The sequence below is a fragment of the Myroides sp. C1519 genome (genome assembly GCF_038039755.1).
In the GTDB taxonomy this organism is placed as follows: domain Bacteria; phylum Bacteroidota; class Bacteroidia; order Flavobacteriales; family Flavobacteriaceae; genus Flavobacterium; species Flavobacterium phaeum_A.
The window spans coordinates 38,665-61,975 of sequence record NZ_JBBPHM010000006.1; the positions used below are offsets into that span (position 1 = coordinate 38,665).

Below are 23,311 nucleotides of genomic sequence, written 5' to 3' on the forward strand. Positions count from 1 at the left end.
TTCCCTCTTTCTCCGCAAATAAAACCGATAACGAGAGTTATCGGTTTTTTTATTTTATATAGTTGCTGAAAGCCTTACTTCCATTATAGCTTTTTAAGACACCTCCATAAGCTTATGGTTTTCTTTGAGTCAAAATATCCTCATTGGGATATGTAATCTCTCGCGCTTAACTTTATCAATAACAGCCTATTCTTTTTTAAAGGGACATCTATAAAAACGGTTATCAATAGAATTATTAGTGAAATCTGTTGAAAATTTTATCTTTACAAAAAAAATAGAATGAATATGAGAAAAACTTTATACGTTTTACTGTTCTCTTTCTTGGCATTGGGAATGAGTAGTTGTAAAGAGCAAGAAGCTACTGAAAAATTTGAAATAGAGAATTTAGTAGGAACATGGGAATTATCATCGACTAAGACATACGATAGAGAAGCAAAATTTATAGAACAAATTTTCCCTTCAGATGATTATGGATGTGGACTGATGACTTGGACCTATACGAAAGATAAAATAGATATCCTTCAATTCGTAGGTAAAGACGAAAATGGTAATTGCCTTGAGGAAATAGTTGGCTTAAATTATACTCTTCAAAATAATAACATCAGTACTTTAGATGAGTTGGGCATAGAAGATAAGATGCTTATAACGAATTTAACTAATGACGAATTAGTTGTTATGGTCTCATTGCCTAATCCAGTAAAAGAAGATGCTAATTCTATTAAATATACTGAAATTAGCTATAAAAGAATTAAGTAATAAGGTGTCTGTAAAAAACAAGCCTTCTTCATAAAAAACCGATAACATATGTTATCGGTTTTTTTGTATCAACTTACTCCCTACCGATATGTTATTTCTGTTTATTTATTAGAAATTACTTCCTTCCAAATTCAATTACATTAGTCAACTTTATGTCTTTTTTAGGTAAATTAGCACTGCTTTGTGTTATAAAGCAAATAAATAAAAGCCAGATATGAAAGAAACTACTGAATTAAACTTAGGAGCAATAATAGCAACCCCTAAAAAAGGGTCTGAACAATTAACTTTTAATGAAAAAAATATAGGCTACTCATTATTCGAATTTTGGCAATGGAGTGTTTCTGATATATTAAGCAATTCAACAAGAGGTAAATTTGCTGAGTTTATAGTTGGCACAGCAATGAATATAAACCCAAAAAAACTACGTGACGAATGGGACGCTTTCGATTTAAAAACTGACAATGGAATTAAAATTGAAATTAAATCCTCTGCTTACATTCAAAGCTGGCAGCAGAGTAATTTTTCAACAATATCATTTTCAATTAAAAAAGCAAAACATTGGGATGAATCTAACAAAAATTCAAGAGGGGAATCAAAAAGACATGCTGACTTATATGTTTTTTGTTTATTAAAAATTAAAGATCAGAGTATTATTGATCCTTTAAAACTTGAACAATGGGATTTTTACGTTTTGCCTACTTATAAATTAGACAATTACAAAAGAAGTCAAACTTCTATCACGATTAATTCTCTCCAAAAATTAACCAAATCTGTAAGTTATAGTGAACTTGAAATGAAAATAAACAATTGTTATTATGAACAATATGAATACATAAAAACACTGTCACTATAAGCACGTAAATAAATGGTCTAATGGTACTATAATCAATCTATTTTATATTCTTTTTCGTTTCTATAACTTTACTATTCTTGAACATCTAATTCTAAGGAATTTTTATCAACTATATTTCATAAAAAGTAAACGAAAGCAGTATTGTATAATTTGTGAAATATAATATTTTTACGAAAAAAATGTTTGTACAAACAAACTATATCCCTTTTACCAAATACAATAAATCAAATGAGAAATACAATAGCTTTTATCCTTCTTATGTTTTTCACAACTGTTTTTTCACAAGAAAAAATAAATGTAATTCTGATAGGAACAGTACATTTTAACAACCCTGGTTTTGATCGTGGAAAAGTAATTGACATCGATATTCTAAACTCTTCTAAGCAAGAGGATTTAGAAAAAATCACTAATAAAATTGTACAAAAATACAATCCTGATAAAGTGTTTGTAGAATCGTCATATGAAAACAGAGAAAACCTGAATAAACAATACTTGTTGTATGTAGACAATAAACCCTTTTATAACTTAGATAGTATCCAAAAAAACTTCTTTAAACGATATTATTCTGAGAATGAGATTTTTCAACTTGGATTCAGACTTGCAAAAAAATCAAAAAACAATGCTATATATTCTATTGATTATAATTTAGAGCAACGCTATGATTTAATAGAATCTGAAACAAACAAGAATACACAAATAGACCCTACATCTTTTTCTAATAGAATTAAAACTCTAAGTGACTTTACTAATAATTGTGTTGCAAAAAGTAGTTTATCCGACGTTTTTGTCTGTATAAACTCTAAAGAACAAAGAGAATTGAACAAAGGAGCCTATATATCAATTCTAAATCGTTTAAACAACGATGATACGTTCTTTGGCTCTGATTTTGTTGCAAGCTGGTACAAACGCAATTTAATAATGTATTCTTATGTACAAAATCAAGTTTCAATTGGAGATAAAAATATCGTAATTATTGTAGGAGCAGGACATGCAGCTATGTTTTATGATTTTATAAAAAATGATTCTAATTTTAATCTTATCGATTTTAATGAAGTAATGGAGTAATGGAGTAAATACATACTTTCTAAACTTAAAATAACAATTACATCAATTTACATAATACTTTTTTTGAAAAAAACCACTCAAATAACCTACTAAAAATCAACACATAAGCATATAACGTGGTTTTTATTTTAAAAATAATGCTTTTAATTGTTGTATATTAAATAATATTATTCGACTTTTGCACTCGGAATCACAAACAAAACGTGTGTAAGCATGCTCGAGTGGTGGAAGTGGTAGACACGCTGGACTTAAAATCCAGTGAGCAGTAATGTTCGTGCGGGTTCAAGTCCCGCCTCGAGTACAAAAAGGAGAATTGATAATTTATCAGTTCTCCTTTTTTATTTTGTAGCAATTTGCTTACCCTTACTTATAAGTGAAAGTAACACTAATCAAATTCCCCAAAACAAGTAGGCATAAAAAAGCCTCACAGTTTACACTTATGAGGCTTTTGATATTTTTAATACAATTTATGTCGTTTAAGTACCTTTTGGTAATCACTCTGAGCCTTTAAACATACTTCTAACAAACGTTCTCTCGATATAGGCCACTCTTCTATTCCTTTAAAGTATTCGTCTCTCATTTCTTCTTCTATGAAAAACGGTACAAGTTGATTAGCTAAGCATTCCTTATAAAGAATCAAACGTGCTATTCGCCCATTACAATCCTGAAAAGGTCGTATGCTTTCAAACTGATAAAGAAGCTCCACCATATCTTCTATTGTCTTAACTTCTATACTCTGATAATGTGCAAACACGCTACGCATACGTTCTTCAACCTCTTCTGGCGAACAAGCGATGTGAGTATCGGTATCATTTGACACCTGTTTGTACTTTCCTACGTTAAACCAAGGTTTTCCATTGTCAGATGTTCCTACTTTTAAACGAGCGTGTAATTTCTTAGTTGACTCTTCTGTCAGTACCTGTTCTGCATTTTCAATTATCATATCAATACAGCGAAAGTGATTCGCTGTTTCAATAACATCATCAACATTTACACATCCACGAGTAGTTCCAACAGTATTAGTTTCAAAAATATGACGCGTTTGATCTTTGGTTAATTCAGTTCCTTTAATACGATTAGAATTATAAGTAAACTCCACCTGAGTACGGTGGTAAATACCCTTTTTCAATCCCTTTCCCTTCTGCTCTTGTAGTACTTCAAGCAGGGATTTTTTAATGGCTTCCGCTCTACTACTTTTCAATAACACTGCATCAGCAGGAATACTCCAAGCTCTTCCTTGTTTAAAAGCGCCTTCAATTTTACCAGCTGTACAGTGATTTCTAACTGTCGTTTCTGATACTCCCTGCTGTTGTGCAAATTCTTTTACTGAAATATAAATCATAGTCCCCACGTATTTTCACATTGTTTGCAAATATACTTATTTCCCTTGCCTTAGTACAACATTTATTAGCCCTATCCCCCACTACAAACCAAATTAACACGTAGTTAACTAAACATCAAAACAATACAACTAAACTTTGTTTTTATAATGTATTTATAACAGCTAAAATAAGTTGAATTTATTTTTTACTAATTCCGTCTTGGTGATGTAAAACAAAAAAATAATAAACATACCTTTGCGGCTATGAATAAAGCAGAAATACTTCAAAACTTAAATATTACAGCGTTAAACGAAATGCAAACAAAGGCATTTAACGCTGCTCAAAAAAAGAATAACATTATCTTATTGTCACCTACAGGGTCAGGTAAAACAGTGGCTTTTCTTATGCCTCTTATCAACCGTTTAGCCCCTAATGTAAAAGGTGTTCAAGCAGTTATTCTTGTTCCTTCACGCGAATTAGCATTACAGATAGAAACTGTTTTTAAAAAAATGGGAACAGCGTTTAAAATCAATGCTTGTTACGGTGGACATTCTACAAGAACTGAACTAAACAATTTTAGTACACCTCCTGCTGTATTAGTTGGTACACCTGGTCGTGTGGCATTTCACGTTGAAGAAGGTTCTTTTAATACTGAAACGGTTAAAAGTTACGTAATCGACGAATTTGATAAGGCTTTAGAGATGGGATTCCAAGATGATATGGACTACATCATCAACTCTTTTGACAATATTAACTTTAGAATGCTGACTTCTGCTACGGCTTTGAAGAAAATTCCTGATTTCACAGGTATCGAAGATCCTGAGCGTATTCACTTTTTAAAATCTGAAGAAGCGAAACCAGACTTAGCTTTTAGTCAGGTTATTTCTACTGCTGAAGAGAAATTAGAAACTGTAATTAAATTAGTTGGAAAAATTGGAAAAGACACTATTCTTATTTTCTGTAACCATAGAGATGCAGTAGCGAGAATTAGTGAAACGTTGACTAAAAAAGGGGTCGCTAATGGTGCTTTTCACGGTGGTTTGTTACAAGAAGAACGCGAGCGCGCTTTAATGATGTTTAGAAATGGTAGTTGTCATATTCTAATTGCCACAGATTTAGCTGCACGCGGATTAGATATTCCGGAAATAGGACACGTAATTCACTACCAAATTCCAGAAAAAGAAGATGCGTTTATCCACAGAAATGGTCGTACTGCTCGTATGAAAGCTTCTGGTAAAGCATACGTTATGGTTACAAATGATGAAAAGTTTAGTTTCATCGATCCTGAATTGCCGATTGAAAACTTAGAAGGGAAGTATAAAATAGACAACCAAACTGACTTTAAAACTATTTATATCAGTGCTGGTAAAAAAGACAAGGTAAACAAGGTAGACATCGTTGGTTTTTTAATTAAAACAGGTGGTTTAAACAAAGAGAATATTGGCTTAATTGACGTGAGGGATAAGCAAGCTTTTGTAGCTGTAAGCACTCATAAAATAAAACCTTTATTAGCTAAATTAGAAGATACTAAGCTAAAAAATAAAAAAGTGAAGATTGCTCTTGCTAAAGAGTAACCAAAAAAACAAGGGCTGTTACGTTATGTTACAGCCCTTGGTTTTTTCTAAATCTTTTCAAAATACACATCAAAGCTTTTATTATGTGATCCTAAGTTTTTAATCTCATAAGTAATTGCATCTATTTGTTTCAATGAAAAATTGAAATAATCCTCACTTCCTATAGTTTCATTTGTTTTCCAATCGGTACAGGCTAAAACATTCGGAAATGAAATAATCCATTCAGCAGAAAAAGCACGAGCACCAGAAGGTATTTCTTTAATACTAAATTCAGCAGGTCTATCTCTTGCTATACCGTTCAAAAAAATCAATGCACCTAAATTAACTTGAAATGTAGCAATCATTCTTCTGTTACAAGGATTTACTATTGTTAAGATTAAATTTGTAGATGAATAATCACCTTCGTTCTTAACTTGAGCAACTTGATTAGACATAATTCTAACATTCTTAACTGTTTCTATATTTTGTCCATAAACATTTTTAGATAATTTATTTACCACTCCTGTTGAGTTTTTCACTAATAAAAAAACATCATCATTTTCACGTGCATAATTAATTTCACGAATACGCATTGTTCCGTTAACATCTAATGATTCAGTTGGTAATTTCACACCTATTCCTATAGCGTGATTTTGTGCAAATATGGTATGACCTACTAAAATGCACAATATATATATGTAAAATTTCTTCATATAATATTCTTTTATTGTTATGAAATTTTCTGAAATATAACTGTGTACCTTCTTGACACATTTCCATTATTAGTAATCTTATATTGATGTGCACCTACTTTCTCAAAAGTAAAATCAAATTGTGAACCATCTCCTCCATCTCCACATCCAATCACATTTGGAAATTTCACAATATAGCTTGCTGACGCATCAAAAGCTGCTGAATGAGGAATAGGTACAACTGAAAAAGTTGCTGCTTTATCACGCGCAATTCCGTTTATAAACAACATTGCTCCAAGGTTAGTTTGAAAAGAACTAATCATCGTTCTTCTACAATTGTTTACAGAAATAATAACAATGTTAGCTACCTGATAACCATAAGTATTCGTTACTATAGATGAATTACCAGACGCTATTGTTGCAGTTACTTCTTCTCTTTTAATTTCAAGATCTGTCTTTTTCAACTTCTTGACAACTCCTTTGTTGTCTGTAACCAATAAATCAAAATTATCACTTGATTTCATTTCTGTTGTCGTCCGAATACGTGCTCTCCCGTTTACATCTAACATTTCTGTGGGTAATTCTACATTAATCCCGACTTGCCCAAAAGAATTTAATGCTAATAAAAAACCTGCTACTAATAAATTACTCTTTATCATAAAAATACATTTTAAACAAAAATATATTTTTGCAATAATAACTATACAAATAATTAATTAAAAATAATAATTTTACATATTTAACAATAAACAAACAAAAAACACCACAACACAGCAAAAAAAAACAAATCAACAAAAATAGTAAATAAAAACAAAACGAAATCTTTTAAGATAATTATTTAAAATAAACACAATATAAAATCAATAATATTAAATAAAATTGATTGATTATTTCTAATTTAATAAAAAAGGCTGTTACGTTATGTAACAGCCCTTGTTTTTTTCTAATATCTATTTATAAAACAAAAAACTCCTACTAAAAAGTAGGAGTTTTTCTGTTTTATTATTTAGAAGCCTCTAAAGAAGCTTTTCTAAACTCTTTTAAAAGTTTCTCAATAGATAAAGAAGCTTTACGAGCTCTTGTTCCAGCCGCTTTGTTTCCATTTTCCATTTGTAAGTTAGCATCTTGTGTGAATGCTTCAAACTCTGCGCTGATTTTCTCCATTAATTCTTTCATGGTAATTTTTACTTTTAATAGTTAAAGGTGCAAAAATAGAATTTAATATTAAAAACAACGGCTTTACAAGAAAAAAACAACACCACATACCCCAAAATATATAGGGTTTACAGTAGTTTACAGGTTATTTCGACCAATTATATAATCATTCTAAATTCATCAACTTAAAAAGTATCAAAATAACACAAAGAATAAATTTTAAAGAAACAAGATTATAGCAATAAAAAAGAACCAAACTATCTCAATAATATGGTTCTTTTTTTCCTGTATTACATCTTTATAATAACAGTAATTCACTAAGCGATTATTTGTGAATCTTACTCATTTCTTCCTCAGAAATACATAGATATGACGCTAAATCTTCAGGAGAAATATCTTTCATACAATCTTGGTAACGTTCAAGCAATGCTTCATAGTATTCTATAGATGTCAACTTAAGCAAGTCAACTTTTCGTTGTAACATAAAGTTTAGTAACTCTCCCGTAAATATATTCATAACCCGATGCATTTGAGGAGATATCTCATAAAGTTCATTTACATCGTGCTGTGTTATCATAAATAACTCGCAGTCGGTTGCAGCTTGAACATTAAAATCACATGGTTTCTGTAATGTAAACGATAAATTAGATAATGAAAAAGTATGTGGCATACAAAACCAAAATGTTTTCTCACGATCATACTTATCATTTATCCAACAACGAAGTATTCCATCATTTACAAAATATATGTTGTGTTCTATTTCACCTTCTTTTACAAGAAAATCTCCTTTCTTGATTTTTATTGGCTTGAAATATCCCTCAAACAATAATCTGTCTCCAACTGTTAAATTAATATCTTTTAAATCTAATCTATTTAACAAATCATCTATTATCATCTTTAGTAGAATTATTAATTATATTAACACAAAATTACGTGTTTTATGCACAAAAAATCCTAACAAAAGTCATTATAGCTCTTTAAACATCTTCTTCTTTAAACTTATAAGTACATTTAATCTAACAAAAAAACACTAACACATCATTAAACCCTTGATTTTACCTCGTTACATCTAAGTAAAGTCACTATTTACATCTAATCTTTAAGGTTAGTTTAAAAATAAAAAAAAGAGATTATAAATTAATCTCTTTTCCTTCTGACAGTCTATCTATATTATTAACAGCAATTGTAACTCCATTTAAAGAAGTGTCTGCTAATAAAACAGTAGAGCCATATTTTTTAATTGGAGAAACATATCTTTTAGTAATACGGTTATCAGCATTGACAACCCAAACAAACGATCTCCCATCTGATTCAACACCTACAGCATTACTTGAAATCTCTATTATATCTTTATAAACAGCAACTAATGATACTTTATTATCAATTGTATCGTCAGTAAAGAATTTTAAACTTTCCCAAATAGGTATATAATGTTTAATATAGACTCTTTCTTGGATACTACTTGTTTGCAAATCAAATGGAATACTCTGTCCTTCTTTTCCTACAAAAGAACCTTTTACTATTGCTTTATCTGCAGCTATCTTCCATTGTTCTAAATCAGTTGCATTTAAATCAAAATAAACATCATAAGAAACTATTTTAAATAAAGAACTATTACTTGTGACATCATCTCCCATTTTTAAAGATAAATTCTTAACAAGACCAGCTTTTGCAGCTCTTATCACAATACGTTCAAATTTATTCTGACCTGAAGCAATTTTACTCTCAACTTCTTGATATTCTCTTAATATATCATCATATTTATTTTGTTGTTTTGCTTGTGCACTCGAATCCTTATTCTCTGCCTTAGTAATTTTTGTCTGAGCACTTTCTAATTTAGACTTTAATGATTCAAATTTTCTCAGTTCTTTTTTTAATTCTGACTCACTTAAAACTGCTGTATTTTCAACTTCTATTCCCACAATTGGTTGACCTGCAGTTACAACTTGTCCATCTCTGACAAATACTGTAACAATACGTCCCCTTTTAGCCAATTTCTCAATTCTTGATTCAGTAATTTTTACTTTAGCATCATACTCTTTTGCATAAGTATGATACTTGGTAGTTAATTTAGCAGTTGAAACAGCATCTAAAGAAACCTCTTCTACTATTTCCACCATCACTTCTTCTGATTGATCAGTAGTAGCTACATCATCTTTATCAACAACCTTATCTATCTCTTTTGTTTCTACAATTTTAGTAGTCGTTTCGCCTTTATTCATACCGTAATATCCTACCCATACCAAGAAAAGTATGCTTAAAATAGTCATTACTACCTGTTGAATTCTTATTTTATTTTTCTTCATTTGTCAATTTAGCTGATAATACAGCCTTACTTTCTTTAATTAAAAAACGACTTTTAACATTATTAAATATGTTGGTCGAAAATTACAAAAAAACCAATAATATACCAATATATTCTACTGTCGTCCAAAGGTATCCTCTTTCAAACAACTATGAATAAAAAAAGAGGATTAGTTATAACAAACTAATCCCCTGGTAAACAAGAAAACAACAATCTCTTTTTTATTCTATGAATTTTTCAAACGACTTTTCTAACAATATCACGATTTGTAAAGAAGGCTTCATTAATTCTTTTATAATTCTATTTTCATCTTTAAAAGCATACGTAACACTTATATCTAAATCTTCTAATAATTCTTCCAGACTATCTATATCACAATAAAGTTCCTCTTCAATAGAAACTATTTCACCTTTATGTTCTCCAACTAAAATCTCACCAATCAATGACATTCCTTTTCTTGCAAAGAAAAAAATATATGGAGAAAATATACTCTCTTCATTTAATTCGATAATATTAGAAATACAAAAAACTACTTGCTGTCGATGTGAAATTGTATCACATAAACGTTCTCTATTACTCAAGCTTTCATTTGCCAGTAAGTATCTATAGCAATCTTCAGAAAACTTATACTCTCTCTGTAATTGAGCTATATGTTTACTGTTTAAAACATCAATTCCTAAATCTATTAAGAATTGACTTCGGCATAAAACATCCATAATTTTTACTATTTGATTATAATAAATCTAATGAATTACACAACATTAACCTATATATATATAAAACATAACAATTTGATAACATTACCATTAGTTTACAATTCCTACAAAACTTAAAAAACACTAATTTAATACAACTCTCTTTTACCTCTTATCATTCTCTAACTGTAGATTAAATTACTCTAATGTTCAATTTCACATAAACAATTGGCTTAATTTTGGATTAATCAACAAAATAAATTAGTACTTATCTCTTATCTCAAAATATTATAAAACGAGCTATTGAACTAAGTATTACTTATTAAAGTAGAAACTTATTCTATAAAAAATGAAAATACGCGATAGACTCTCTTTTCAATTTTCTGGATTATTCACCATCTTATTATCTGGTGTTCTTGTTGCTGTATATATTTTAGTAAATTCACATTGGAAGAATGATTTTTATAAGCAATTAGAAAACAGAGCTTTTACTGTTGGTGATAATTACTTAGCTGAAGACAATTTTACACCAGCTGAATTTGCTGAAGTACTTCGCAATTTTCCACGCACATTACCACACGAAACTATTCGAATTTACACTACAGACTTTGAACCTATGTTTATTGATGAGGGTAACGTAAAATGGGATCAAGAAACACTAAATCAAGTTATTGAAAAAAATAAAGTTTACTTTAAAAAAGACGAACAACAAGTTGTAGGAATATTTTACAACGACAATTCAGGAGACTTTATAGTGATGGCTAAAGCTACAAACGAAACAGGAATTGCCGCCTTAAAGCAATTGAGAACGGTTATGTTTACCTCTTTACTAATCGCTTTACTCATTACATTCTGGTTATCAAGATATTTTGCTGGCTATTTTCTACGTCCAATTACACGAATCAACAAACATATACAACAAAAACAATTGCCTAATTTGTTTCAGCCTATTTCAACTGCAGGAATGTCAAAAGATGAAATACGAACATTAAGCGAAACGATAAATAACTTATTTCATCGTTTACAAGAATCATTTGACAATCAACAAGCATTTATTGCCCATGCTTCGCACGAACTTAAAACACCTATTGCATCATTATTAGGCAATGCTGAAATAGCCTTAATGAATACGCGTACACAAGAAGAATATACAAAAGTACTACAACAAGTTATTAATGAATCACTGCATATGGACCAAATGGTAAACAACCTATTAACTTTATCGCAACTTGATAGTACTGCATATCCTTTAGAAAAAAATAAATTTGAAGAATTTTGGTGGTCTATGTTAGATCAATTTGTAGTATTACAACCGAGTTTAAATTTTAATTTATTAATAGAAAACAAAGAAGATTTACAGGAATTATACTTTAAAGGTAATACGACACTACTTGAATTAGCACTATCTAATATAATATTTAATGCAAGTAAATTTTCTCATAACCAATTAATTGATATCACTCTTAAAACAGAAGAGAACAATATTTTAATAATTGTAAAGGATAAAGGAATTGGTATTAAAAAAGAAGACATTGAAAAACTAACTATACCTTTCTTTAGGTCGAGCAATGCTTTTGCTATAGAAGGAACAGGATTAGGGTTATCACTTACATCTAAGATTATTAAACTTCATAAAGGTAAGCTTCAAATTGTATCAGAAATACACTGTGGAACAACAGTTTATATTAATATTCCAAGATGTATCTAACACATTTAAAAATAAAAATAGCAGGCCCCCACCTGCTATTTTTTTTAGAAACAAACTAACCGCTATACTTGTTTTTATACTTAGACTAATGTCTTATATATACCTACAAATACAACATACATTAATTCCCCAATCAATGTGTCTTTATATATTATGCATTTAATTCTAATGCAGAACGTAATTCACTAATTATATCGCGCTTTAAATGTTCTGGATGAACAATCTTCACGAATTTACCATACTTTAAAATTTCTTTTTTTAACTCATTATTTGGTCGAACGCGTAAAGTTACTAATAATCGACCATCTTCTGCACAATTATTTAATGTTTGAGAGTGATGCAAGGGTGATTTACGAATACAACTTTCTTGACTATTACAGAATGACAACACAACTTGCTCTAAATCAGAATCTGTATAATCAAACCCAACTATTTCTTTGTATGTATCCTTAATCAATCCTCCATTTGCCTTAAACTTATCTTTAAGAATTATTGTCTCAGATGTTTTATCTAATTCATATGAAATTAAATCTTTACCGACATAACCAATAACATACCAGTGCCCTCTATATTGTTTAAAAAACAAAGGAGATAATATTACTGCTCTACATTCACCTTTAATTTCATTATTGTATTTAAATGATATCTTATGAAAAGAAGTCATTGCTTTAAAGAAAACACAGAAGCTATCAATTGATACTAAACTACCCTTATTTTCACGATCAATAAAATGAGCTAACTCAAACTTAGATTTATTTGCTGAATTTAAAATATCTGCGGTTACAATGCCTTTCAAATAAGTAAGAACTGTATTTGCATTATCTTCTGCATCCTCTGCAATATAATAACCTTTTTTCTTCGTATTCAACTTAATCAAAATACCAAATTCTGATTTTAGTTCTTTTAAAGCCCGATATAAAGTTCGTTCACTGATATCAATATCAAATTCTTTTAGATAATCTAATAGTAATTCACGTGATGGAAATTGATTTTGTTTTAAATAGTTTAATACTAAAAAATAGTAGCGGAGCTTTTTCATTGCTTATCCAATTATTATACTTTTACTCATTGCGTTTTTTATTACATCAGTTATTATTCTCTAACATACATTATAATTAACGCACTTATAATTGGGACACAAAGATATTATAGTCTACTAATAATTAGTCGTTTTTTTTGGTGAACAAAGGCTTTTATTGAGTGAATATCTTTTTTTATTCTATAATTTTAATTGTGTTTTTTATAAATAAACAAACATTAGTTAATTATTTAGCATAAAAAACACAGTATTTACATAGTAAAACACACTGATACAAAAACAACAAACACCATTGTACATTAGTTAACATTTTTAACTAATTATAAGCAAATCCAAAAAAGAAATTTATCACAGCATACCACCAACATTAAAATATATAACTGATATTAGATTCCCTTTATAAAAACGAGTAGTTCCTAACGCCCCTAAACTAATGTATATTCAAACTAACTAATCATTTCATTTTTCAGATTAGAAAAATTATAAAACTCACAAATATTAGAAAAAAAAAAGACGCTCTCCTTTTTAAAAAAAGAGCGTCATAGGGACTTTTAGAATCACTTTAATGCTAAATATTTGAGTCAAAGATAAACTTGTTTTACATCGGAAAAATGTAAATAATTTAAACCTAACTCTTTTCTGAGTAAACAACAGATTTGTTATAATAAGTGCAACTTTAACTATATTTATTCATATTTCTAAACTACTCTCTTTTTCAACAACACACTTATCTCCATAAAAAAAGGCCCAGATTACTCCGAGCCTCCATTCAAGTATAATTTATTTATTCATGCATTATTTTAAAAAAATACCGTTTTCCTTTATTTCAATCTGTTGTTGTTTATATAAAGTACCTACAGCTTTTTTAAATGTCTTTTTACTCATGTTTAAAACAGTTTTAATGTCTTCTGGGTGACTTGCATCTGTCAGTCCTAAAAAGCCATTATTACTCTCTAATTCTTTTAGAATCTGTGTAGCACTATCAAGTACTCCATCAAACCCTACTTTTGTTCTCGTTACATCTATTTTTCCATCAGGGCGAATAGATTTAATATAACCGATAATACGATCTCCGGTTCTCATTTCTTCAAAAACCTCATTCTTGTACATTAGTCCCGCATGCTTCTCATTAATAATTACATTGATTCCTAAATCTGTAATGTGAGATACAACTAACTCTACTTCTTCTCCTTCTTGAACAGTAATTTCTTTATTATCTACAAACTGTCTTAATTTACTTGAACCTACTAAACGATTTGTTTTCTCGTCTAAGTACATATAAATTAAATATCTATTACCTTCTTTCATTGGACGAGCTTGTTCTCTAAATGGAACAAATAGATCTTTCTCTAATCCCATATCCATAAAAGCTCCAAAATCATTGATATAGTTTACTTTTAATAAAGCAAACTCATTCAAATATATATAAGGCTCTAAAGTAGTAGCTACTGGTCGTTCTTCTTGATCTAAATAAACAAAAACAATAAGTTCGTCTCCTATTTCATATTTCTTAGGTACATACTTATTAGGTAATAAGACATCCTTCTCACCATCTGTCAAATAAAGACCTACACTCGTTTCACGTGCAATCTTTAACGTATTATCATCACCAATTTTTATCATCTTATAATGTATTTGCAATATCTAATTGAATTTATTTTAACTCTAAATCAAATATTTCTCTTAATAATTCTATTTCTGGATTAATCTCACTTAGATGTTGATACTTGTCTTTCGAATCAAATACTTTCTTAGCTATTTTAATCTCTTCGTTAACTGTAATATTAATCTCGATTCCGTAGTTGTTTAGTCTCTTTCTTAAATAATTTACTAACTCATACTTATTCTCGTCAAAACTTAATTTAGAACCGTGGTTAGGTAATTCCAATTCTATAATATAGCCATTCAAACGCGGTTTAGTCATTCCCATTAATGAAGCCATTAACATTAAACCTGAACGAATTAAACGCTCTGAAAAGCTATTCCACTCCACCATCATTCGATCATAGTGAAAATGATCTTTAGGTAAGTCTTCCGGATTAACAACGTGCTTTTCTAAAGAAGAAGCCATCTCTTTCCTTGCACGAATACTTGACAAGGACAAAGCAGACACTTTTCGTGCCCCACCATTAGCACCTGTATCGTGTTGATTCGGTTGTAAAGACGGTTGCCCTTGCTCTACATTTCCCTGAATTGGCTGCTGTGCCATATGCTGTTGCACTTGTACAACTGGAGCTGTATTGTGACTTACTAAATCCGTAGTTTGGTTATATGCACCATCTGTTTGCCCTCCTCCTGCTGAAACAGGCTGATTAACAACAGTATGATTTTCTATCGGAGCAACATTGCCAAGCAATTGCTTCAATAAATCTGCAGGTATTATATATTGTTTATCTTTTTTTTTTCGCCTTCAAAAGTTAAAGACGCTAACTGCATTAAACACAATTCTACTAATAATCGTTGGTTTTGACTTGATTTATATTTCAAATCACAGTCATTTGCTATTTCAATGGCATTTAACAATAAAGGCATTGATGTCTGTTGCGACTGGTTGTAAAACAATTGTTTTCCATGATCACCAATCTCTAACAAATTAATCGTTTCCGGTGTTTTACACACCATCAAATCTCTAAAATGAGATGCTAAACCAGACACAAAATGATGTCCGTCAAAACCTTTTGCCAAAATGTCGTCAAACGCTAATAATAACGCAGGTATATTATTTTGTAAAATATAATCTGTAATTCTAATGTAATATTCAAAATCTAATACATTCAAATTCTCAGCTACTGCTTGACGAGTTAAGTTTCTACCGCAATAAGACACTACTCTGTCAAAAATAGATAGTGCATCACGCATAGCCCCGTCAGCCTTCTGTGCTATGATACGAAGTGCATCATCTTCATAAGTAATTCCTTGACTTCTCGCTACAAGTGCCAAATGATTAGCAGCATCAGCAATAGTAATTCTCTTGAAGTCAAATATTTGACATCTCGATAATATAGTCGGAATAATCTTGTGTTTTTCTGTAGTTGCTAAGATAAATATAGCATGACGTGGCGGCTCCTCTAATGTTTTTAAAAACGCATTAAAAGCTGCTGATGATAGCATATGCACCTCATCTATGATATATACCTTATACTTTCCAGTTTGTGGTGGTATACGAACTTGATCAATCAAATTACGAATATCATCCACTGAGTTATTTGAAGCAGCATCTAACTCAAATACGTTAAAAGCAAAGTCTTCATTTGGATTATCATACCCTTCTTGGTTAATCTTTCTCGCCAAAATACGCGCACATGTCGTCTTCCCCACTCCTCTCGGACCAGTGAATAACAAAGCCTGAGCTAAGTGATTGCTTTCAATTGCATTCACTAATGTACTCGTGATAGCTTGTTGTCCAACCACGTCATTAAAAGTTTGAGGTCTGTATTTACGGGCAGATACGATGAATTGTTCCATAGATATAATATTAGCGCAAAGGTAGTTTATTTTTTATAATAGGAAAACTATTCTCTTAACTCCAATGGAAAAAACTCTTCTTGCTTCTCTTGTAAAATCCACTTTTTTCTCAATTCATTAAAATTAATCCCAGGTGAACCTGCTGAATAGTCCAATTCATTTCTAAAAAACAAAAACTGTAATTGTGTCTCTATATAAAAATCATTTATATCACTTTCTGGATGATATTCTGATTTTAAATTCAAACTAAATGTTCTTGCAGTAGTATTAGACCAAAAGGCAGTCCAACCACTTTTAAATTCTTTTATCAATGAAAATGCGGTATTTCCAGTCTGACGATCTATCAACTTCAGTAATATCTTTCCATCATTGCGAGACAATTTTTTTAACCGCTCTTTGAACTGGCTTTCTAAATACTTTTGTGAACGCTTTATATATTGGCGCTTTTCCCTATTGGTTTCCATCAACTCTAAATTTTTATTTAGAATAACAAGATTCGCAGCTGTAGCTTCTGCATAAGGATAGACACGTCTAAGGCGATTGCGCAATATAATCATATCTCGTCGATACTTTTCTTCTCGAGCATCCACTCCAATGAATATCTCTGGTATCGAATATTCCTGAATTGTATCTCCATTCACTATTATCTCGTGTGGTATATCAGGCACTTGCCTAAGCTCTTGTTCTTGTGCCATACTCAAGAATGGCATTAAAAATAGCACGATAACTATTAACTTTCTCATAACCCAAATTGTTAATCAAAAATATCGCTTTTTGTTGAGTTATAATAACAGATTGGGTAAATTAGCAAAAAATAAAATCATGAATACTGAAACAATTTTAAATGAAGATTCTTTAAAGTTTTTAAAAGAATATCTTAATAATCCATCACCTACAGGTCATGAGTCACAAGGACAAAAGATATGGATGGACTATCTAAAACCGTATGTTGACACTTTTTTTACTGATACTTACGGAACTGCAGTTGGAGTTATCAATCCAGACGCTCCTTATAAAGTTGTTATCGAAGGACACGCAGATGAAATTTCTTGGTATGTAAAATACATAACTGAAGAAGGGTTTATTCACGTTGTAAGAAACGGGGGTAGTGACCATATGATTGCTCCATCTAAAAGAGTATTAATCCACACTAAAAAAGGTACTGTAGAAGGAGTTTTTGGTTGGCCTGCTATCCACATTAGAAATAGAGCTGGAAAAGAAGAGTCTCCTAAAATCGAAACTAACTTCATCGATGTTGGTTGTGATTCTAAAACAGAAGTTGAAGCTTTAGGAATTCACGTTGGTTGTGTAATCACTTATCCTGATACTTTCACAATTTTAAATAACAATCGCTTTGTATGTCGTGCAATCGACAACAGAATGGGAGGTTTTATGATTGCTGAAGTTGCTCGTTTATTAAAAGAAAACAAAAAAGAATTACCATTTGGTCTATACATTGTAAACGCAGTTCAAGAAGAAGTTGGTTTGAGAGGGGCCGAAATGATAACGCAAACGATTAAACCTAATGTTGCTATCGTAACTGATGTTTGCCACGATTCTAACACACCAATGGTTGACAAAAACATTGAAGGTGATAACAAAATTGGTAGAGGTCCCGTTGTAGGATATGCTCCTGCTATTCAAAATAACCTAAGAGAATTAATTGAAGAAACGGCAGAGAACAACAAGATTCCTTTTCAACGCAACGCTATGTCTCGCGTAACTGGTACAGATACAGATGCTTTTGCTTACAGCAATGGCGGTGTTGCTTCTGCTTTAATCTCATTACCTCTACGTTATATGCATACTACAGTAGAAATGGTTCATAGAACGGATGTTGAGAATACTATTCGCTTGATTTATGAAACTCTTCTAAAAATTGAGAATAATGAAACCTTTTCTTATTTCAAATAAGATTTAAAATATCGCAATTGAAACTTGCCCTATAAAGTAACTTACTTTATAGGGCTTTTTTATTCATACAAAACAGCTATTTACACTTCAATTTGTCACGTATTTAAAGGGCTCTTCTATTTAAATCACTTATCTTTGATTTAAAATTGAATATACAATGTCTTTTTACAATAGAAATAAAAAAATCACGACTAAAATCAACGCTAATCTTACATTAGCTCAATTAATAGAACAAGCCGGTAGTAAACCTGAATACCGCGCTATTTTTTACGATCGTTTTCTAAAAGATTACATCTATGTATTGGTTGAAAAAACACCTAATAGTTCTAATAATAATGAAGGACTTGCAACTGATGCTCCTATTTTGGTTCTGGATGACCAACGCATACCTGTATTTACAAGTCTTGATAGTATTTCTGACAATGGTGAAATAACTGACGATATCTCTTATATGAAAGTAAGAGGTCGCTCTTTCTTAGAGATGACGTTTGGTTCTACTATTATTGTAAACCCTTTTTCTAAAATATATAAGAACTTAGTTCCTGAAGAAATTTCTCAAATGCTTAATGGTAGTATTTTCAACACTTTGTCAAACCCTGTTCTGAAAGCTCAAATGCAAGTAAAAATTGGTAAACCGGAGGTTAAACCTACTGCTCTTTTAGAGGAACTAACACAACTTTTCTCAACGAATGAAGTGATTGATAACGCATATATTGGGTGGACATTCAATCCTATGATCGACAAGAAGCCTCATTATATCTTTGCTATTGAAACTATCGCTGAAAAAGGACAGTTTAAAGAAATAGCTGATATGATTTCAAATACCTGTGTACCTCACTTGAAAAAAGAAGAGTTTATAGACATTATTAAATTAGAACAGAATGGCAACTTTAGTGATTACTTCTACAAGCATGCTGAGCCGTTTTATAAGAAACAATAAACTATGACACAACAAGCTAAGTTTACTCCTATCGATTTGGATACTTGGAGCCGTAAACCTTACTACGATTACTATCGCAATAAGTTGAAAACAAAATATACGGTTAGTATTAAAATTGATATTACAGAACTTCACGCTTGTTATAAAGTAAAAGGTTATAAGTTTTACCCTACTTTTATGTATGTAATTATGAAAGCATTAAACAATAGTGAGGCTTTCCGAACCGTCATTCATAACGGACAATTAGGGCAATGGAACTTCTTACAACCTGCATTTACCATATTTCATGAAGACGATAAAACCTTCTCTGATTTATGGAGTGAATACCATAGTGATTTTGCAATTTTCCACCAGGTAATAATAAAAGATATTGACACTTATAAAGATGTCAAACAAATTAAGGCAAGACCAAACACTCCGCCTAACTTTGTACCTATCTCTTGTGTACCATGGATTAGTTTTGAAAGTATTAGTCAAGATACAACAGTTGATTCTGACTTTCTACAACCTATTATCCGATTTGGAAAGTTTTACACGGAAAACAACAGGGTTAAAATCCCCTTGTCAATCTTCGTAAATCACGCAATTGCAGATGGATATCACACTTCAATGTTATTAAACGACATACAAAATATAGCTACCAACGTAGCAGAATGGATGAAATAAAAGTGCTTTCGAGCACTTTTATTTTTTTACTCCCTTAACAAATTAACACTCCCAAACACATACAACAAACTGAAAACAAGCCAACTAACAACCTTATTTTATAAAATAATTAAGTTTATATAAGCTGTTTTTAACACAACAAAAAAAGACTATCTTGCGATTTCACTTTTAGAAATAGCAATGAGTACAAAAACAAAAAAGAGCTTTGTAGATAAGTTCCTATCTTCGGTTGAACGAATTGGTAATATGTTACCACATCCAGCTACCCTATTTGCAAGTTTTGCATTATTAGTTATTATAGCTTCTTGGATAGCAAGTTTTTTTGATTTATCCGTTATTCACCCTGGTACACAAGAAGAGATTAAATCTTTTAATCTTGTAAGTGCTGAAGGGCTACAAATGATACTTACCAAAATGGTAACCAACTTTACAGGTTTTGCTCCTTTGGGAACTGTACTTGTATCTTTATTGGGAATAGGTATCGCTGAAGGTTCAGGTTTAATTGGAACTGTACTTAAAAAAATTGTCTTATCATCTCCTAAAAAACTATTGACCTTTGTTATTGTTTTTGCTGGTATTTTATCAAATACAGCAAGCGAGGTTGGTTATGTTTTATTAGTTCCTTTAGCTGCAGTTATATTCTTAGCAGCAGGGCGTCATCCTATAGCCGGACTTGCAGCTGCCTTTGCTGGGGTTTCTGGAGGGTATAGTGCCAACTTACTATTAGGAACAATCGACCCTTTATTAGCTGGTTTATCAGAAGAAGCAGCTCGTATTATGATTCCTGACTATGTTGTCAATCCAGCTGCAAACTACTATTTTATGTTTGTATCTACTTTTGTTATCGCCGGTTTAGGTACTTGGGTAACGGAAAGAATCGTTGTTCCAAGATTGGGAACGTATGAAGGGGAAGAAAAAGCAATCTCTATCGATGCTTTAACGAAAGAAGAGAAAAAAGGATTATTATATGCAGGATTAGCTGCATTAGCTTTCACTGCTTTTGTTTTAGGAGGACTTATTCCTGAACAAGGATATTTACGAGGAGAAGGCGGAGCTATTCTTAAATCGCCTTTTATGTCTGGTATTGTAGCTTTGTTATTCATTGGTTCTGCAGTTGCTGGTATCGCTTATGGTATTGGAGCTAAAACAATAAAAAATGATAGTGATGTAATGAAGGGAATGTCTAAAGCAATGGAAACCTTGGGGTCTTATATTGTATTAGTGTTCTTTGCAGCTCAGTTCGTTGCTTATTTCAACTGGACTAATCTTGGTATTATTTTCGCTATTGAAGGTGCGGGTACATTACAAAAATCAGGATTAGGTCCTATTCCACTGATGTTATCATTCGTAATCGTATCTGCTTTAATTAACTTAATTATGGGTAGTGCATCTGCTAAATGGGCAATTATGGCACCTGTCTTTATCCCTATGTTTATGTTATTAGGCTACTCTCCTGAATTTGTTCAGGTTGCTTACAGAATTGGGGATAGTGTTACCAACATTATTTCTCCAATGATGAGTTACTTCGCATTAATTGTTGCCTTTATGCAACGCTATGATAAAAAAGCAGGAATCGGTACAATTGTATCTACAATGTTACCTTATACAATAATATTCTTTATCGGTTGGTCTATCCTCTTAATAATATGGATTCTAATCGGTTTACCTATAGGTCCTGGAGCGCAATTACACGTTACAGTCTAAAAAATATAAAAGATGCTTATTCAAGCATCTTTTTTTTGCTCTTATTTCTCCTAAAAACACAGTCTTTTTAGCTAACTAAAAGTTAAATACACCAACCTATTTATCACAACAATAAAACACAAATAACTAAATTACACTTATTTACAAACAACAAAAGTTAACATATAATCAAAAACATTAGCACTATAAAGAATAACTATTACTTAAAATCACCACCCTATAATTTTAGACTACTTTCGCAAATTCGTTTTTAAAAATAAAGTATGTCAAACAACAAACCGAATAGCTTTCTATTCCTTGTTTACTTAGCAGGACTAAGTATAATCGGCTTTTTAGCCACAGATATGTACTTACCTGCATTTGATAAAATGCGTATAGACTTAGGTACTACAAAAAGCAATATCAGTTTAAGCCTTAGTTTATTCTTAGGAGGATACGCAATCGCCCAATTAATATGGGGACCAATCTCTGAAAAGTTTGGCAAACCAAAAACAATTCTAACAGGCTTGGGAATATTTACTATTTCTTCTCTTATCATATATTTCACAGATAGTGTTGCCTTACTTTTAGCTTTGCGTTTAATACAAGCTATTGGTGTTTGTGCCGCTGCAGTTACTTGGCAAACATTAGTTATTGAAAAATACCCAGCAGAAGAAACTAACAAAGTATTTGCCTCTATTATGCCATTAGTAGCTTTATCACCTGCTCTTGCGCCTCTTTTAGGTGTTTATTTACTTAACCAATTCGGATGGAGATCTATCTTCATAAGCCTTGCTGTGATTGCTATCTTATTAATAGCTTATACATTTACAATAACAGAAGAGAAAAAAGACGAACACAAAGAAGTTGAAGCAACTGAAAACAAAAGTTACTTCTCTCTTTTAAAGTCAAAAAAATATGTGGGTAATGTACTTATTTACGCTATTTGCTCTGGTGCATTCTTCGCTTGGCTTACAGGATCACCTTTCTTCTTAAAAGAAATGGGATATACAGAAAGTCAAATCGGACTGAGCTTTGTTCCGCAAACAATTTCTTTCCTAATTGGTGGTTACGGTTATCGCTTTATCTCTCATAAAGTAGAAAGCTATAAAATTATGCCGTTTACAATTGCTTTGTATTCCATTGGTGCAACTACATTATACTTGTTGTCTGTGTTTACAGAACCATCATTAACAACGCTTTTAATACCGTTCTGTTTAATGGCATTAACAAATGGTGCAAACTATCCAATAGTAGTAGCAGAGGCTTTAAAATCTTTCCCTAACAATACAGGAAAGGCTGCCGCACTACAAAACACTATTCAACTTGGTGTATGTTTTATAACAAGTGCTATCGTATCGATATTTACACAAGATGCTTTACTTACAACCACAATCGTAATGGGATGTACTGTTCCCTTTATGTATTTAGGTTTTAGATTAAGTAGAAAATAATACAAATTAAAAAGGAGGCTTTAGAGCCTCCTTTTTTTTTATATCT

General features: G+C 31.1%; 22 protein-coding genes and 1 tRNA gene. 11 read left to right on the plus strand and 12 right to left on the minus strand.

Annotated features, from left to right (window positions below):
- Window positions 1-285 precede the first annotated feature (285 nt).
- From AABL81_RS05170 to AABL81_RS05185, 4 genes are all read left to right on the plus strand, one after another.
- Window positions 286-756: a lipocalin family protein gene (locus AABL81_RS05170; protein ID WP_158211185.1), complete on the plus strand. Its 471-nt coding sequence runs from the start codon at window positions 286-288 to the stop codon at window positions 754-756.
- A 214-nt stretch (window positions 757-970) separates the two neighbouring features.
- The gene (locus AABL81_RS05175) at window positions 971-1,609 is read left to right on the plus strand and encodes a hypothetical protein (protein ID WP_341340490.1); all 639 of its coding nucleotides are present in this window, start codon (window positions 971-973) and stop codon (window positions 1,607-1,609) included.
- Between the two features lie 228 nt (window positions 1,610-1,837).
- Entirely contained in the window at window positions 1,838-2,674 is an 837-nt protein-coding gene (locus AABL81_RS05180) for a DUF5694 domain-containing protein (protein ID WP_341340491.1), read from the plus strand.
- Between the two features lie 215 nt (window positions 2,675-2,889).
- Window positions 2,890-2,975, plus strand: a tRNA-Leu gene (locus AABL81_RS05185).
- A 156-nt stretch (window positions 2,976-3,131) separates the two neighbouring features.
- Here the strand turns inward: AABL81_RS05185 and AABL81_RS05190 are convergent.
- Window positions 3,132-4,016: a Fic family protein gene (locus AABL81_RS05190; RefSeq protein WP_341340492.1), complete on the minus strand. Its 885-nt coding sequence runs from the start codon at window positions 4,014-4,016 to the stop codon at window positions 3,132-3,134.
- 243 nt (window positions 4,017-4,259) lie between these two features.
- On the opposite strand from AABL81_RS05190, the gene AABL81_RS05195 reads away from it, so the two are divergent.
- Window positions 4,260-5,570: a DEAD/DEAH box helicase gene (locus tag AABL81_RS05195; RefSeq protein ID WP_341340493.1), complete on the plus strand. Its 1,311-nt coding sequence runs from the start codon at window positions 4,260-4,262 to the stop codon at window positions 5,568-5,570.
- Window positions 5,571-5,617: 47 nt separating this feature from the next.
- On the opposite strand, the gene AABL81_RS05200 is transcribed toward AABL81_RS05195, so the two are convergent.
- From AABL81_RS05200 to AABL81_RS05225, 6 genes are all read right to left on the minus strand, one after another.
- Entirely contained in the window at window positions 5,618-6,262 is a 645-nt protein-coding gene (locus AABL81_RS05200; protein WP_158211189.1) for a hypothetical protein, read from the minus strand.
- A gap of 17 nt (window positions 6,263-6,279) precedes the next feature.
- A complete protein-coding gene (locus tag AABL81_RS05205) occupies window positions 6,280-6,900 on the minus strand; it encodes a hypothetical protein (RefSeq protein WP_158211190.1) in 621 nt (206 codons plus the stop codon).
- 343 nt (window positions 6,901-7,243) lie between these two features.
- The gene (locus AABL81_RS05210) at window positions 7,244-7,417 is read right to left on the minus strand and encodes a histone H1 (RefSeq protein WP_090410203.1); all 174 of its coding nucleotides are present in this window, start codon (window positions 7,415-7,417) and stop codon (window positions 7,244-7,246) included.
- A 304-nt stretch (window positions 7,418-7,721) separates the two neighbouring features.
- The gene (locus tag AABL81_RS05215) at window positions 7,722-8,291 is read right to left on the minus strand and encodes a Crp/Fnr family transcriptional regulator (RefSeq protein WP_341340494.1); all 570 of its coding nucleotides are present in this window, start codon (window positions 8,289-8,291) and stop codon (window positions 7,722-7,724) included.
- Between the two features lie 235 nt (window positions 8,292-8,526).
- Complete coding sequence (locus AABL81_RS05220; protein WP_341340495.1) at window positions 8,527-9,702, minus strand: efflux RND transporter periplasmic adaptor subunit; 1,176 nt, start codon at window positions 9,700-9,702, stop codon at window positions 8,527-8,529.
- Window positions 9,703-9,922: 220 nt separating this feature from the next.
- Window positions 9,923-10,417, minus strand: a complete 495-nt coding sequence (locus tag AABL81_RS05225; RefSeq protein ID WP_158211193.1) for a hypothetical protein — start codon at window positions 10,415-10,417, stop codon at window positions 9,923-9,925.
- Window positions 10,418-10,745: 328 nt separating this feature from the next.
- Here AABL81_RS05225 and AABL81_RS05230 point away from each other — a divergent pair, with 328 nt between their 5' ends.
- Complete coding sequence (locus AABL81_RS05230) at window positions 10,746-12,104, plus strand: sensor histidine kinase (protein ID WP_158211194.1); 1,359 nt, start codon at window positions 10,746-10,748, stop codon at window positions 12,102-12,104.
- 151 nt (window positions 12,105-12,255) lie between these two features.
- On the opposite strand, the gene AABL81_RS05235 is transcribed toward AABL81_RS05230, so the two are convergent.
- From AABL81_RS05235 to AABL81_RS05255, 5 genes are all read right to left on the minus strand, one after another.
- On the minus strand, window positions 12,256-13,143 hold the full coding sequence (locus tag AABL81_RS05235; protein ID WP_341340496.1) for a helix-turn-helix transcriptional regulator: 888 nt from the start codon (window positions 13,141-13,143) through the stop codon (window positions 12,256-12,258).
- Window positions 13,144-13,938: 795 nt separating this feature from the next.
- The gene (locus tag AABL81_RS05240) at window positions 13,939-14,766 is read right to left on the minus strand and encodes a CvfB family protein (protein ID WP_158211196.1); all 828 of its coding nucleotides are present in this window, start codon (window positions 14,764-14,766) and stop codon (window positions 13,939-13,941) included.
- Window positions 14,767-14,797: 31 nt separating this feature from the next.
- A complete protein-coding gene (locus AABL81_RS05245) occupies window positions 14,798-15,508 on the minus strand; it encodes a hypothetical protein (protein WP_341340497.1) in 711 nt (236 codons plus the stop codon).
- 14 nt (window positions 15,509-15,522) lie between these two features.
- Window positions 15,523-16,608 carry a DNA polymerase III subunit gamma/tau gene (gene dnaX, locus AABL81_RS05250; RefSeq protein ID WP_090410195.1) on the minus strand — a complete coding sequence of 362 codons (1,086 nt, stop codon included), beginning with the start codon at window positions 16,606-16,608 and terminating at the stop codon, window positions 15,523-15,525.
- Window positions 16,609-16,655: 47 nt separating this feature from the next.
- Entirely contained in the window at window positions 16,656-17,351 is a 696-nt protein-coding gene (locus AABL81_RS05255) for a DUF4294 domain-containing protein (protein ID WP_341340498.1), read from the minus strand.
- A gap of 79 nt (window positions 17,352-17,430) precedes the next feature.
- Between AABL81_RS05255 and AABL81_RS05260 the strand changes: the two genes are divergently transcribed.
- The 5 genes from AABL81_RS05260 to punC all read left to right on the plus strand — a co-directional run bounded on the left by AABL81_RS05260 (window position 17,431) and on the right by punC (window position 23,265).
- Window positions 17,431-18,522, plus strand: coding sequence for a M42 family metallopeptidase (locus AABL81_RS05260; RefSeq protein WP_158211199.1), 1,092 nt, complete (start codon window positions 17,431-17,433; stop codon window positions 18,520-18,522).
- A 157-nt stretch (window positions 18,523-18,679) separates the two neighbouring features.
- Window positions 18,680-19,462, plus strand: coding sequence for an enhanced serine sensitivity protein SseB (locus tag AABL81_RS05265; RefSeq protein WP_341340499.1), 783 nt, complete (start codon window positions 18,680-18,682; stop codon window positions 19,460-19,462).
- A 3-nt stretch (window positions 19,463-19,465) separates the two neighbouring features.
- Complete coding sequence (locus AABL81_RS05270; RefSeq protein WP_341340500.1) at window positions 19,466-20,128, plus strand: CatA-like O-acetyltransferase; 663 nt, start codon at window positions 19,466-19,468, stop codon at window positions 20,126-20,128.
- A 180-nt stretch (window positions 20,129-20,308) separates the two neighbouring features.
- The gene (locus AABL81_RS05275) at window positions 20,309-21,832 is read left to right on the plus strand and encodes an AbgT family transporter (RefSeq protein ID WP_158211202.1); all 1,524 of its coding nucleotides are present in this window, start codon (window positions 20,309-20,311) and stop codon (window positions 21,830-21,832) included.
- A 263-nt stretch (window positions 21,833-22,095) separates the two neighbouring features.
- Entirely contained in the window at window positions 22,096-23,265 is a 1,170-nt protein-coding gene (gene punC / locus AABL81_RS05280; protein WP_341340501.1) for a purine nucleoside transporter PunC, read from the plus strand.
- The last annotated feature ends 46 nt before the right edge of the window (window positions 23,266-23,311 follow it).